Origin of the sequence: Pseudomonas sp. NFACC46-3, from assembly GCF_900114515.1 — a bacterium.
GTDB classification, from domain to species: domain Bacteria; phylum Pseudomonadota; class Gammaproteobacteria; order Pseudomonadales; family Pseudomonadaceae; genus Aquipseudomonas; species Aquipseudomonas fluorescens_Q.
Genome location: NZ_FOTH01000012.1, coordinates 34342 through 47410 on the forward strand (window position 1 = coordinate 34342; position 13069 = coordinate 47410).

7 protein-coding genes are annotated in these 13069 nt (G+C 61.9%); all 7 read left to right on the forward strand.

Features of this window, described 5'->3' with window-relative positions; all coding sequences use genetic code 11:
* Positions 1–3: 3 nt before the first annotated feature.
* The 7 genes from pilQ to hemE all read left to right on the forward strand — a co-directional run bounded on the left by pilQ (position 4) and on the right by hemE (position 12992).
* Positions 4–2094 (forward strand): type IV pilus secretin PilQ, encoded by a 2091-nt coding sequence (pilQ, locus tag BM300_RS14115; protein WP_063323302.1) that lies wholly within the window; start codon positions 4–6, stop codon positions 2092–2094.
* 4 nt (positions 2095–2098) lie between these two features.
* The gene (gene aroK, locus BM300_RS14120) at positions 2099–2617 is read left to right on the forward strand and encodes a shikimate kinase AroK (RefSeq protein ID WP_092222315.1); all 519 of its coding nucleotides are present in this window, start codon (positions 2099–2101) and stop codon (positions 2615–2617) included.
* Between the two features lie 178 nt (positions 2618–2795).
* Positions 2796–3896 carry a 3-dehydroquinate synthase gene (aroB, locus tag BM300_RS14125; RefSeq protein ID WP_063323301.1) on the forward strand — a complete coding sequence of 367 codons (1101 nt, stop codon included), beginning with the start codon at positions 2796–2798 and terminating at the stop codon, positions 3894–3896.
* A 9-nt stretch (positions 3897–3905) separates the two neighbouring features.
* Positions 3906–5486 carry an AAA family ATPase gene (locus tag BM300_RS14130; RefSeq protein ID WP_092146782.1) on the forward strand — a complete coding sequence of 527 codons (1581 nt, stop codon included), beginning with the start codon at positions 3906–3908 and terminating at the stop codon, positions 5484–5486.
* 350 nt (positions 5487–5836) lie between these two features.
* Positions 5837–10285 carry a glutamate synthase large subunit gene (gene gltB, locus BM300_RS14140; RefSeq protein WP_063323299.1) on the forward strand — a complete coding sequence of 1483 codons (4449 nt, stop codon included), beginning with the start codon at positions 5837–5839 and terminating at the stop codon, positions 10283–10285.
* Positions 10286–10318: 33 nt separating this feature from the next.
* On the forward strand, positions 10319–11737 hold the full coding sequence (locus BM300_RS14145; RefSeq protein ID WP_039592434.1) for an FAD-dependent oxidoreductase: 1419 nt from the start codon (positions 10319–10321) through the stop codon (positions 11735–11737).
* A 187-nt stretch (positions 11738–11924) separates the two neighbouring features.
* Positions 11925–12992 carry a uroporphyrinogen decarboxylase gene (gene hemE, locus BM300_RS14150; RefSeq protein ID WP_063323298.1) on the forward strand — a complete coding sequence of 356 codons (1068 nt, stop codon included), beginning with the start codon at positions 11925–11927 and terminating at the stop codon, positions 12990–12992.
* The last annotated feature ends 77 nt before the right edge of the window (positions 12993–13069 follow it).

Genomic DNA, 13069 nt, shown 5'->3' on the forward strand with positions numbered 1-13069 from the left:
ACAATGAACAGGTTTTTTTCAGCCCTCGGTATTTCGCTATGGATAGCGCTGTTGTCGCCGATGGTTCTTGGGGCCAGCCTGAAGACGCTGGATGTGGCGGCGTTGCCGGGGGACCGTGTCGAGTTGAAGCTCACCTTCGACGGGCCGCCGCCACCACCCCGGGGCTACACCACCGAACAACCGGCCCGGATTGCACTGGACCTGCCGGGCGTGACCAATCAACTTTCCAGCAAGCGCCACGACCTGGGCGGGGGCAATGCACGCAGCGCCACTGTGGTCGAGGCTGGGGATCGTACTCGGTTGATCATCGGCCTTACCCAACTGGCGCCATATGACACCCGGATCGAAGGTAACAACCTGTTCGTGGTGGTTGGCAAGGGCGCCGCCCCGAAGAGCACTGCCCCGAAGAACTCCACCACTCAGCCCCCGCGCCCGGCGGTTGCCAGCGCTGCGCCTGCGAGGGCCAGTGGGCCGGTGGGCAAGGCGATCCGTGGGGTGGACTTCCAACGCGGGACCCAGGGCGAAGGCAACGTGGTGATCGATCTGTCTGATCCGTCCATCGCCCCGGACATCCAGGAGCGCGAAGGCAAGATCATCCTCAATTTCGCCAGGACGCAGTTGCCCGAGCCGCTGCGGGTGCGCCTGGACGTCAAGGACTTCGCTACCCCGGTGCAATTCGTCAATGCCAGCGCCGGCAGCGACCGGGCGACCATCAGCATCGAACCCAGCGGGACTTTCGACTACTCGACCTACCAGACCGACAACAAGCTCACCGTCAGCGTCCGGCCCATGACCGTCGACGACCTGCAAAAACGTAACGCCGACCGGGCGGCCTACAGTGGCGAGAAGCTCTCGCTCAACTTCCAGGACATCGAGGTGCGTTCGGTCCTGCAACTGATTGCCGATTTTACCAACCTGAACCTCGTGGCCAGCGACACGGTGCAGGGTGGCATCACCCTGCGGTTGCAGAATGTGCCCTGGGACCAGGCGCTCGACCTGGTGCTCAAGACCAAGGGGTTGGACAAACGCAAGGTCGGCAACGTGCTGTTGGTGGCTCCGGCCGATGAAATTGCCGCCCGTGAGCGCCAGGAACTGGAGTCGCAGAAGCAGATTGCCGACCTGGCGCCGCTGCGGCGTGAGCTGTTGCAGGTCAACTATGCGAAGGCGACGGACATCGCCAAGCTGTTCCAGTCGGTGACCAGCGCCGAGGCGAAAGCCGATGAGCGCGGCACGATCACGGTCGATGAGCGAACCAACAACATCATTGCCTACCAGACCCAGGACCGTCTCGACGAACTGCGCCGGATCGTGGCGCAACTGGATATTCCGGTGCGCCAGGTGATGATCGAGGCGCGGATTGTCGAAGCTAACGTCGACTACGACAAAAGCCTGGGCGTGCGTTGGGGCGGTTCGATTCAAAACAAGGGCAACTGGAGTTCCTCGGGGGTTACCACGGGCGATTCAACCACTATCGGCACGCCGGGTAGCACCAGCACCAACCAGCCGTTCGTCGACCTGGGCGCCTCGGGCAATACCTCGGGCATTGGCATTGCCTTCATCACCGACAACGTATTGCTGGACCTTGAACTGACGGCCATGGAGAAGACCGGCAACGGGGAGATCGTCTCCCAGCCCAAGGTGGTGACGTCCGACAAGGAGACGGCAAAGATCCTCAAGGGCACGGAAATTCCTTATCAGGAAGCCAGCTCCAGCGGTGCGACGTCGGTGTCGTTCAAGGAGGCTTCACTGTCGCTGGAGGTGACCCCGCAGATCACTCCAGACAACCGGATCATCATGGAGGTCAAGGTCACCAAGGATGAGCCGGACTACCTGAACAAGGTGAATGATGTGCCGCCGATCAAGAAAAACGAGGTCAATGCCAAGGTCCTGGTCAATGATGGCGAGACCATTGTGATTGGCGGGGTTTTCTCAAATACTCAGAGCAAGGTTGTAGATAAGGTGCCATTTCTTGGCGATGTGCCGTATCTTGGCCGCCTTTTCCGGCGTGATGTGGTTTCGGATAGCAAATCCGAGCTGCTGGTGTTCCTCACTCCGCGTATCATGAATAACCAGGCGATTGCTGTGAGTCGTTGATTCTGTGCGAAATTTGATTCTTGTTGGGCCGATGGGCGCTGGAAAAAGCACCATCGGCCGTTTGCTGGCCAAAGAGCTGCGCCTGCCGTTCAAAGATTCCGACAAGGAAATTGAATTGCGCACGGGCGCCAATATCCCATGGATTTTCGACAAGGAAGGCGAGCCGGGCTTTCGTGACCGTGAGCAGGCGATGATCGCCGAGCTGTGCGCGTTCGATGGCGTGGTGCTCGCCACCGGTGGCGGCGCGGTGATGCGCGAAGCCAACCGTCGGGCGCTGCATGCCGGCGGACGAGTGGTCTATCTGCATGCTTCTGTCGAGCAGCAGGTGGGTCGCACCGCTCGGGATCGCAACCGCCCGCTGTTGCGCACCGCCGACCCGGCCAGGACCCTTCGGGACCTTCTGGAGCTGCGTGATCCGCTGTATCGGGAGATCGCCGACCTGGTGGTGGAAACCGACGAGCGGCCGCCGCGGATGGTGGTGCTGGACATTCTCGATCGCCTTCAGCAACTGCCTCCCCGTTAATGCGCTTGGCGAAATGCGCTATCCTCGACGTCCCGTCGGAACCCGTCCGAGGCGTGGCGGATAGCCATTAATGACGGCAAGCCAAGCTCTTGGGACCTGTGGCGAGGGGATTTATCCCCGTTGGGCATTTCGTTAATCGCAGGCAGGACGCCTGATTCCATCTTCACTGTGGGGACACATGCAGACACTTAAGGTCGACCTGGGCGAGCGCAGCTACCCGATTCATATTGGCGAGGGCCTGCTGGACCAGCCCGAACTGCTGGCGCCGCATATCGCCGGGCGGCAAGTAGCGATCATTTCCAATGAAACCGTCGCGCCCCTGTATCTGGAACGTCTGACCCGCAGCCTGTCGGCCTTCTCGGTCATTTCCGTGGTATTGCCCGACGGCGAAGCCTTCAAGAACTGGGAAACCCTGCAACTTATTTTCGATGGCCTGCTGACTGCGCGCCACGATCGCCGCACCACGGTGCTTGCCTTGGGTGGCGGTGTGATCGGCGACATGGCCGGTTTTGCAGCCGCCTGCTATCAGCGCGGCGTCGATTTCATCCAGATCCCCACCACGCTGCTGTCGCAAGTCGACTCGTCGGTGGGCGGCAAGACCGGGATCAACCATCCGTTGGGCAAGAACATGGTCGGTGCTTTCTATCAGCCCAATGTGGTGCTGATCGACACCGCCACCCTCAATACCCTGCCGGCTCGCGAACTGTCTGCCGGGTTGGCGGAAGTCATCAAGTACGGGCTGATCTGCGACGAGCCGTTCCTGGGCTGGCTAGAAGAGAACGTCGACCGCCTGCGCGCACTCGATCAAGCAGCCCTGACCTACGCCATCGAACGCTCCTGCGCCGCCAAGGCCGCCGTGGTGGGGGCCGATGAGCGTGAATCGGGAGTGCGTGCCACGCTCAACCTGGGCCACACCTTTGGCCATGCCATCGAAACCCACATGGGCTATGGTGTCTGGCTGCATGGCGAGGCCGTTGCGGCCGGTACGGTCATGGCCCTGGAGATGTCTGCGCGCCTGGGCTGGATCAGTGAACAGGAGCGCGATCGCGGTATCCGTCTGTTCCAGCGCGCCGGGCTGCCGGTGGTTCCGCCTGAAGAAATGACCGAGGCGGATTTTCTTGAACACATGGCAATCGACAAAAAAGTGATCGACGGTCGTCTGCGTCTGGTGCTGCTGCGCCACATGGGCGAAGCGGTGGTGACCGACGATTATCCGAAAGAAGTTCTACAGGCCACGCTGGGAGCGGACTACCGCGCCCTGGCTCAGCTTAAAGGTTAATAAGATCCGATGACTAGTTTGCATGCCGACGAGGCTTTCCTCGGCCATTTCCAATTGAGTCATGACCCTTTCGCACCGCGGGTCCCGGGCTTCAAGTTCTTTCCTGCACAGCGCAAGCCGGTACTGGGCCAGTTGCATCACCTGGCGCGCTACAGCCAGTTGCTGCTGGTGGTCACCGGTCCCCAGGGTAGCGGCAAGACCTTGCTGCGCCAGGCCCTGGTGGCCAGCACCAACAAGCAGTCCGTGCAAAGCGTGGTGGTATCGGCCCGTGGCGCCGGCGATGCGGCCGGTATATTGCGTCAGGTGGCCCAGGCGCTGAACGTCGCGCAGGCCGAAATCGGTGCAGTTCTCGATCAGATCGTGCAACTGGCGCTGACCGGGCAGGAAGTCTATCTGCTGGTGGACGATGCCGAGCAGCTCGACGAGTCGGCCCTCGAGGCCCTGCTGGCCTTGGCGGCCGGAGCGCCAGAGGGTCGCCCTCATGTGTTCCTGTTCGGTGAGTCGTCGCTGATCGCTGATCTGGAGCAATTGAACCTTGAGGAAGAGCGCTTCCACGTCATCGAGTTGGCACCCTACACCGAGGAAGAAACGCGTGAATACCTGGCCCAGCGTCTTGAGGGGGCGGGCCGGGGTATCGAACTTTTCACCGCCGATCAGATCTCTGAGATTCACGAAAGCTCCGACGGTTGGCCTGGCAACATCAACCAGGTCGCCCGCGATGCTCTGATCGAAGTCATGATTGCCAGCCGCTCAGCGGTGAAGCGTCCAAGTATGGGGTTCAACATGCCGAAGAAACACGTATTGGCAATTTCCGCCGTCGTCGTGGTCGCGGTTGCCGCCGCCTGGCTGATGCCGGGGCGCACCAAGGCGCCTACCACGGGTACCCCTGCCAACGAACAGGCGCAACTGCCTCTCGGCCAAGGGACGCCGCAACCCAACGGGGGTGCGCCGGCAGTGGAATTCGCCGGCAACACCCAGCCGATGCCACTGCCGCTGGTCGGCCAGTCGCAACCGGTCATGCGTGGCCCGTTGGCTGAAGCGGCCGGTGGCATCACCGAAGGCGACGACGGCGCAGCGCCACCGGTCGACGACAGCAGCGACGTGCCGCCGACCGTGACCACCACCGCACCGCCTGTGGGCGTGCCGGCCGGCCCTGCCCCGACGCCTGCCCCGGCCGCCAAGCCGACTCCGGCACCCACCCAGGTGGCCACCGCCAAGCCTGCCCCGGTTCCAGCGCCTGCCGCCAAGCCGGCGGCACCAGCGCCCGCAGCCAAGCCTGCTGCTGCCCCGGCCAAGACCGCGGGCGGTAGCTGGTACGCTGGCCAGGCACCGGGCAACTACGTAGTGCAGATCCTCGGCACCAGCTCCGAAGCCGCGGCACAGAACTTCGTCAAGGAGCAGGGCGGCGAGTACCGCTATTTCAAGAAAGTCCTCAACGGCAAGCCGCTGTATGTCATCACCTACGGCAGCTTTGCCAACCGTGATGCAGCCGTTTCCGCCATCAAGGCCTTGCCAGCGAAGGTTCAGGCTGGTAAACCTTGGCCTCGCACTGTCGCCAGCGTCCAACAGGAACTGGCAGCAACTCGCTGAAGATTCGGCGGCCTTACCCAGGCCGCCTCTCCCGGCAACCTCAAAATTTCCGCAGGGGCGGGCGACCTTTCAGGCCGCGCGCCTTGTGGTGTCTGCGTCACAGTAGTGTTTGAGTCGTAGCGGTCGAACCCAAAAAAGTTTTGACTAGCACAGCATATAGCTTTAAACCTTTCACAAATGCGACATGGATTTGCGACAGTTCGTCGTCAAATTTGTGAGCCTCTGTGTCGGTGTGTACAATGACCTCCCTTTTGCCCCCGCAAAGCTGGCGTACGTTCGGCGCGGCATGCAACTGGTTGAATTGAAAAGAAATTTGCCTCGATTAGAGGCAGCCTGGTGAGAAAGTGTCTATGAAAGCAGGTCTGTACCAACCAGATGAATTCAAGGATAACTGCGGTTTCGGCCTGATAGCTCATATGCAGGGCGAGCCCAGCCACACCCTTTTGCAAACGGCCATTGAGGCCCTGACCTGCATGACCCACCGTGGTGGGATCAACGCCGACGGCAAGACCGGCGACGGTTGTGGCTTGCTGATTCAAAAGCCCGACGAGTTCCTGCGTGCCATTGCCCAGGAAACGTTTGGCGTGACCCTGCCCAAGCAGTACGCCGTGGGCATGGTGTTCTTCAATCAGGACCCGGTGAAGGCCCAGGCGGCTCGCGAAAACATGAATCGCGAGATCCTGGCCGCCGGCCTGCAACTGGTCGGCTGGCGCAAAGTGCCGATCGACACCAGTGTCCTCGGCCGCTTGGCGCTCGAGCGCCTGCCGCAGATCGAACAGGTGTTCATCGCTGGCGAAGGCCTGAGCGACCAGGACATGTCGATCAAGCTGTTCAGCTCCCGTCGTCGTTCGTCCGTGGCCAATGCCGCCGACACCGATCACTACATCTGCAGCTTTTCCCACAAGACCATCATCTACAAAGGCCTGATGATGCCGGCGGACCTCACCGCCTTCTATCCGGACCTGAGCGACGAGCGCCTGAAAACCGCGATCTGCGTGTTCCACCAGCGTTTCTCCACCAACACCCTGCCGAAATGGCCGCTGGCCCAGCCATTCCGCTTCCTCGCCCACAACGGCGAGATCAACACCATCACCGGCAACCGCAACTGGGCCGTGGCCCGTCGCACCAAGTTCGCCAACGACCTGATGCCCGACCTCGAAGAACTCGGCCCGCTGGTCAACCGCGTGGGTTCGGACTCCTCGAGCATGGACAACATGCTGGAACTGATGGTGACCGGTGGTATCGACCTGTTCCGTGGCGTGCGCATGCTGGTGCCGCCGGCGTGGCAGAACGTCGAGACCATGGACCCGGACCTGCGTGCCTTCTACGAATACAACTCCATGCACATGGAACCGTGGGATGGCCCGGCCGGTATCGTCATGACCGACGGTCGCTACGCCGTGTGCCTGCTGGACCGTAACGGTCTGCGGCCGGCGCGCTGGGTCACCACCACCAACGGTTTCATCACCCTGGCTTCGGAAATCGGCGTCTGGAACTACCAGCCCGAAGACGTCATCGCCAAGGGCCGCGTAGGCCCGGGCCAGATCTTTGCCGTGGACACCGAAACCGGCCAGATCCTCGACACCGACGCCATCGACAACCGTCTCAAGTCCCGTCACCCATACAAGCAATGGCTGCGCAAGAATGCCCTGCGCATCCAGGCGACCATGGAAGACAACGACCACGGTTCGGCGTTCTACGACGTCGACCAGCTCAAGCAGTACATGAAGATGTACCAGGTGACGTTCGAAGAGCGTGACCAAGTGCTGCGTCCGCTCGGCGAGCAGGGCTACGAAGCGGTCGGCTCCATGGGTGACGACACGCCGATGGCCGTGCTGTCGCAGCGCGTGCGCACGCCTTACGACTATTTCCGCCAGCAGTTCGCCCAGGTGACCAACCCGCCGATCGACCCGCTGCGCGAAGCGATCGTGATGTCCCTGGAAATCTGCCTCGGTGCCGAGCGCAATATTTTCCAGGAGTCGCCGGAGCATGCCTCGCGGGTGATTCTCAGCTCGCCGGTCATTTCCCCGGCCAAATGGCGCTCGCTGACCAATCTCGACCGTCCGGGCTTCGCGCGCCAGGTCATCGACCTGAACTACGACGAAAGCGTCGGCCTGGAAGCTGCGATCCGCAACGTTGCCGATCAGGCGGAAGAAGCCGTGCGCGCCGGTCGTACCCAGATCGTGCTGAGCGACCGTCATATCGCGCCGGGCAAACTGCCGATCCACGCCTCGCTGGCCACCGGCGCGGTGCACCATCGCCTGACCGAAAAAGGCCTGCGCTGCGACTCCAACATCCTGGTAGAGACCGCCACCGCCCGCGATCCGCATCACTTTGCGGTGCTGATCGGTTTCGGTGCCTCGGCGGTGTATCCATTCCTGGCCTATGAAGTGCTGGGCGATCTGATCCGTACCGGTGAAGTGCTGGGCGACCTCTATGAGGTCTTCAAGAATTACCGCAAGGGCATCACCAAGGGCCTGCTCAAGATCCTGTCGAAGATGGGTATCTCGACCATCGCCTCGTACCGTGGCGCGCAACTGTTCGAGGCCATCGGCCTGTCGGAAGAAGTCTGCGAGCTGAGCTTCCGTGGCGTGCCGAGCCGCATCAAAGGGGCGCGTTTCGTCGACATCGAAGCCGAACAGAAAGCCCTGGCGGCCGAAGCCTGGAGTCCGCGCAAGCCGATCCAGCAAGGCGGCCTGCTGAAGTTCGTCCATGGTGGCGAGTACCACGCCTACAACCCGGACGTGGTCAACACCTTGCAAGCCGCCGTGCAGCAGGGCGACTACAGCAAGTTCAAGGAATACACCTCGCTGGTGGACAACCGTCCGGTGTCGATGATTCGCGACCTGCTCAAGGTCAAGACCCTCGACACGCCGTTGGACATCAGTGAAATAGAACCGCTGGAGTCGGTGCTCAAGCGCTTCGATTCGGCCGGTATTTCCCTGGGTGCCTTGTCCCCGGAAGCCCACGAAGCCCTGGCCGAAGCCATGAACCGCCTCGGTGCGCGTTCCAACTCCGGCGAAGGCGGCGAAGACCCGGCGCGCTACGGCACCATCAAGAGCTCGAAAATCAAGCAGGTGGCCACCGGCCGCTTCGGTGTGACGCCGGAATACCTGGTCAACGCTGAAGTGCTGCAGATCAAGGTTGCCCAGGGCGCCAAGCCCGGCGAAGGCGGCCAGTTGCCTGGCGGCAAGGTCAACGGCCTGATCGCCAAGCTGCGCTACGCGGTGCCTGGCGTGACCCTGATCTCACCGCCGCCGCACCACGACATCTACTCGATCGAAGACTTGTCGCAACTGATCTTCGATCTCAAGCAGGTGAACCCCAAGGCGCTGGTCTCGGTGAAACTGGTGGCGGAAGCGGGCGTTGGCACCATCGCGGCCGGCGTGGCCAAGGCCTATGCCGACCTGATCACCATCTCCGGCTACGACGGCGGCACCGGCGCATCGCCGCTGACCTCGATCAAGTACGCCGGTGCACCGTGGGAACTGGGCCTGGCCGAAACTCACCAGACCCTGCGCGGCAACGATTTGCGCGGCAAGGTCCGGGTGCAGACTGACGGCGGCCTGAAAACCGGCCTGGACGTGATCAAGGCCGCCATTCTCGGCGCCGAGAGCTTCGGCTTCGGCACCGCGCCGATGATCGCCCTGGGCTGCAAATACCTGCGCATCTGCCACCTGAACAACTGCGCCACGGGCGTGGCGACCCAGAACGACAAGCTGCGCAAGGACCACTACATCGGTACCGTGGACATGGTGGTGAATTTCTTCACCTACGTGGCCGAAGAAACCCGTGAGTGGCTGGCGAAGCTGGGCGTGCGTTCGCTCGAAGAGCTGATCGGCCGTACCGATCTGCTGGAAGTGATCGAAGGCCAGACCGCCAAGCAGCATCACCTGGACCTGACCCCATTGCTGGGCAGCGATTACATTCCGGCAGACAAGCCACAGTTCTGCCAGGTTGATCGCAACCCACCATTCGACAAGGGTGAGCTGGCCGAGAAGATGGTCGACATGGCCGCCGCGGCGATCAACGACCTGAGCGGTGCCGAGTTCGACCTGGATATCTGCAACTGCGACCGTTCCATCGGCGCACGGATCTCCGGCGAAATCGCCCGCAAGCACGGCAACCAGGGCATGGCCAAGGCGCCGATCACCTTCCGCTTCAAGGGCACCGCAGGCCAGAGCTTCGGCGTCTGGAACGCCGGTGGCCTGGACATGTACCTGGAAGGCGATGCCAACGACTACGTGGGCAAGGGCATGACCGGCGGCAAACTGGTCATCGTTCCGCCCAAGGGCAGCGTCTACAAGACCCAGGACAGTGCCATCATCGGCAACACCTGCCTCTACGGCGCCACAGGCGGCAAGCTGTTCGCCGCCGGCACCGCAGGCGAGCGTTTTGCCGTGCGTAACTCCGGGGCCCACACTGTGGTGGAAGGCACCGGCGATCACTGTTGCGAGTACATGACCGGTGGTTTTGTCTGCGTGCTGGGCAAGACCGGTTATAACTTCGGCTCTGGCATGACTGGCGGTTTCGCCTACGTGCTCGACCAGGACAACACCTTCGTTGACCGGGTCAACCACGAACTGGTGGAAATCCAGCGGATCAGCGGCGAGGCGATGGAAGCCTATCGCAGCCACCTGCAAAACGTGCTGAACGAGTACGTCGCGGAAACCGACAGCGAGTGGGGGCGTGAGCTCGCCGAGAACCTCGATGACTACTTGCGCCGTTTCTGGCTGGTCAAGCCGAAGGCTGCCAACCTGAAGTCGTTGCTTTCCAGCACTCGTGCCAACCCGCAGTGATATGCGCCTGAAGAGTTTGATGAGGTTTTAACAATGGCTGAACGTCTGAATAACGACTTCCAGTTCATCGATGTCGGGCGCAAGGATCCGAAGAAGAAACTGTTGCGTCAACGCAAGAAAGAGTTCGTGGAAATCTACGAGCCTTTCAAACCCCAGCAGTCGGCCGATCAGGCCCATCGCTGCCTGGGGTGCGGTAACCCGTACTGCGAATGGAAGTGCCCGGTGCACAACTTCATTCCCAACTGGTTGAAACTGGTGGCCGAGGGCAACATCCTCCAGGCCGCCGAGCTGTCCCACCAGACCAACACCCTGCCGGAAGTCTGCGGCCGGGTGTGCCCGCAGGATCGCCTGTGCGAAGGGGCGTGCACCCTCAACGACGGTTTTGGCGCGGTGACCATCGGTTCGGTGGAGAAATACATCACCGACACTGCGTTCGCCATGGGCTGGCGTCCGGACATGTCCAAGGTCAAGCCGACCGGCAAGCGCGTGGCGATCATCGGTGCCGGCCCGGCGGGCCTGGGCTGTGCCGACGTGCTGGTGCGTGGTGGCGTGACCCCGGTGGTGTTCGACAAGAACCCGGAAATCGGCGGCTTGCTGACCTTTGGCATCCCCGAGTTCAAGCTGGAAAAGACTGTGCTGAGCAATCGTCGCGAAGTCTTCACCGGCATGGGCATCGAGTTCCGCCTGAACACCGAGGTGGGCAAGGACGTGACCATGGAGCAACTGCTCGAAGAATACGATGCCGTGTTCATGGGCATGGGCACCTACACCTACATGAAGGGCGGCTTTGCCGGAGAGGACTTGCCGGGTGTCTACGACGCCCTGGATTTCCTGATCGCCAACGTCAATCGCAACCTGGGCTTTGAAAAGTCGCCGGAAGATTTCGTCGACATGAAAGGCAAGAAGGTGGTGGTGCTCGGCGGTGGCGACACGGCGATGGACTGCAACCGCACCTCGATCCGCCAGGGCGCCAAGTCGGTGACCTGCGCCTACCGTCGTGACGAAGCCAACATGCCCGGCTCGCGCAAAGAGGTGAAGAACGCCAAGGAAGAAGGCGTGAAGTTCCTCTACAACCGCCAGCCGATCGCCATTGTCGGTGAAGACAAGGTCGAAGGCGTGAAGGTGGTCGAGACCCGTCTCGGCGAGCCGGACGCCCGTGGCCGCCGCAGTCCCGAGCCGATCCCCGGTTCCGAAGAGATCATCCCGGCCGACGCCGTGGTCATCGCCTTCGGCTTCCGCCCAAGCCCGGCGCCGTGGTTCGAGCAGTTCAGCATTCAGACCGACAGCCAGGGCCGCGTGGTGGCTCCGGAGCAGGGCCAGTACAAGCACCAGACCAGCAACCCGAAGATCTTCGCCGGTGGCGACATGGTCCGTGGTTCCGACCTGGTGGTAACGGCGATCTTCGAAGGCCGCAATGCGGCGGAGGGGATTCTGGATTACCTGGGCGTCTGACGACGCCAGCTGCGAGCTTTAAGCTGCAAGCCACAAGTTCGAAGCAGATGAGCTTGAGGCTTGTAACTGATAGCTTGCAGCTGCTTCTATGCGACAAATTGCCCCGATAGATAAAAGGCACGGCTCTTGCCGTGCCTTTTGCGTCGCGCTCTGAGAAAATGCCCGCACTTTTTTTCCGGATGCCGACATGACTGCCCTGAAGAACGACCGTTTCCTTCGCGCCCTGCTCAAGCAACCCGTTGACGTCACCCCGGTGTGGATGATGCGCCAGGCTGGTCGCTACCTGCCGGAGTACCGCGCCAGCCGCGCCAAGGCCGGTGACTTCATGAGCCTGTGCATGAACCCACAGTTCGCCTGCGAAGTGACGATGCAGCCGCTGGATCGCTATCCGCAGCTGGACGCGGCCATCCTGTTCTCCGACATCCTGACCATTCCCGATGCCATGGGCCAAGGCTTGTACTTCGAGACCGGCGAAGGCCCGCGCTTCAAGAAAGTCGTCAGCACCCTGGCCGACATCGAGGCCTTGCCGATTCCCGATCCGCAGAAAGACCTGGGCTACGTCATGGACGCGGTCAGCACTATTCGTCGTGAACTCAACGGGCGCGTGCCGCTGATCGGTTTCTCCGGCAGTCCCTGGACGCTGGCGACCTACATGGTCGAAGGCGGTTCGTCGAAGGACTTCCGCAAGACCAAGGCGATGCTCTACGACAATCCGCAAGCCATGCACCTGCTGCTGGACAAGCTGGCCCAGTCGGTCACGTCCTACCTCAACGGGCAGATCCTGGCCGGTGCACAAGCGGTGCAGATCTTCGATACCTGGGGCGGCAACCTGTCGGCGGCGGCGTACCAGGAATTCTCCCTGGCCTACATGCGCAAGATCGTCAGTGGCCTGATCCGCGAGCACGAGGGTCGCAAAGTCCCGGTGATCCTGTTCACCAAGAACGGCGGCCTGTGGCTGGAAAGCATCGCCGATGCCGGCGCCGACGCCCTGGGCCTGGACTGGACCTGCGACATTGGCAACGCTCGCGAGCGTGTCGGTCACAAGGTTGCCCTGCAAGGCAACATGGACCCGACCGTGCTTTACGCCAAGCCTGAAGCCATCCGCGCAGAAGTCGGGCGCATCCTGGCCAGCTACGGCAGCGGCAGTGGCCATGTGTTCAACCTCGGCCATGGCATCACCCCGGAAGTCGACCCGGAACACGCTGGGGCCTTCCTGCGGGCGGTGCATGAGTTGTCGGCGCAGTACCACCAGTAATCGTTTTCCAGCGTCACCCCGCCTGTCCGGACCCGTGCCGGACAGGCTTTTTTTCGCCTGTTTTTTTATCTATTAAA